Origin of the sequence: Pseudomonas sp. NPDC087614, from assembly GCF_044743485.1 — a bacterium.
GTDB lineage: Bacteria > Pseudomonadota > Gammaproteobacteria > Pseudomonadales > Pseudomonadaceae > Aquipseudomonas > Aquipseudomonas baetica_A.
Genome location: NZ_JBIUWN010000007.1, coordinates 95,698 through 96,090, shown reverse-complemented (window position 1 = coordinate 96,090; position 393 = coordinate 95,698). Strand labels below are relative to the sequence as shown.

Here is a 393-nt window from a genome sequence, read left to right as displayed (position 1 = left end):
GCGTCGACCAGACGGATCAGCTCTTCCATGTTACGGCCCAGCGGCAGGTCGTTGATGATCTGCGAGCGGACAACGCCTTTGTCGTCGATCAGGAAGGCACCACGGAACGCCACGCCGCCTTCGGATTCAACATCGTAAGCCTTGGCGATGTCGTGCTTCATGTCGGCAGCCATGGTGTATTTCACCTGGCCGATGCCGCCATTGTTGACCGGGGTGTTGCGCCAGGCGTTGTGGGTGAAGTGCGAGTCGATCGAAACCGCGATCACTTCCACGTTGCGTGCCTTGAAGTCGGCCATGCGGTTGTCCAGAGCGATCAGCTCGGACGGGCAGACGAAGGTGAAGTCCAGTGGGTAGAAGAACACCAGGCCGTATTTGCCTTTGATGGCCGAGGAC

1 protein-coding gene is annotated in these 393 nt (G+C 59.3%); it reads right to left on the bottom strand.

Annotated features, from left to right (window positions below):
* The coding region (locus ACIOWA_RS04665; RefSeq protein WP_401158506.1) for a peroxiredoxin at positions 1-393 on the bottom strand (393 nt) is incomplete at both ends.